The organism is Klebsiella sp. 10-1 (assembly GCF_009758445.1).
Lineage (GTDB): Bacteria > Pseudomonadota > Gammaproteobacteria > Enterobacterales > Enterobacteriaceae > Klebsiella > Klebsiella scottii.
On record NZ_WQRE01000030.1, the window covers coordinates 1 to 721 of the forward strand.

The 721-nt window shown below is 49.1% G+C and carries 2 tRNA genes and 1 rRNA gene; all 3 read left to right on the plus strand.

The window, feature by feature from the left end:
• Window positions 1-121 (plus strand): 16S ribosomal RNA (locus GO007_RS28815); the annotation flags it as partial.
• Between the two features lie 69 nt (window positions 122-190).
• Window positions 191-267, plus strand: a tRNA-Ile gene (locus GO007_RS28820).
• A 109-nt stretch (window positions 268-376) separates the two neighbouring features.
• Window positions 377-452 (plus strand) — tRNA-Ala (locus GO007_RS28825).
• Window positions 453-721: the final 269 nt, after the last annotated feature.

The window sequence follows — 721 nt, forward strand, 5'->3', positions numbered from 1 at the left end:
GGTTGCAAAAGAAGTAGGTAGCTTAACCTTCGGGAGGGCGCTTACCACTTTGTGATTCATGACTGGGGTGAAGTCGTAACAAGGTAACCGTAGGGGAACCTGCGGTTGGATCACCTCCTTACCTGAAGAACCTGCCTTTGTAGTGCTCACACAGATTGTCTGATGAAAAATAAGCAGTAAAAATCTCTGCAGGCTTGTAGCTCAGGTGGTTAGAGCGCACCCCTGATAAGGGTGAGGTCGGTGGTTCAAGTCCACTCAGGCCTACCAAATTCGCTACCGTGCTGCGTTATGGCGACACTCACATACTTCAGTATGCTTCGCGTCACCATGCCTTGCCCGATATCGAATTACGGTAAACAGAGAAAGCAATTACGATGGGGTTATAGCTCAGCTGGGAGAGCGCCTGCCTTGCACGCAGGAGGTCTGCGGTTCGATCCCGCATAGCTCCACCATCCTTTACTGCTCAAAACAAGAAAACTTCCGAGTGTTCCTGAACAAGGTGCACTGCGAAGTTTTGCTCTTTAAAAATCTGGATCAAGCTGAAAATTGAAACGACACACTGTTTCCTTTCTCCGTAATAAGAAAGGAAAAAGCGGTGTGTTCGAGTCTCTCAAATTTTCGCAACGCGGACTGTTTTACGAAACAGCTTCGGGTTGTGAGGTTAAGCGACTAAGCGTACACGGTGGATGCCCTGGCAGTCAGAGGCGATGAAGGACGTGCT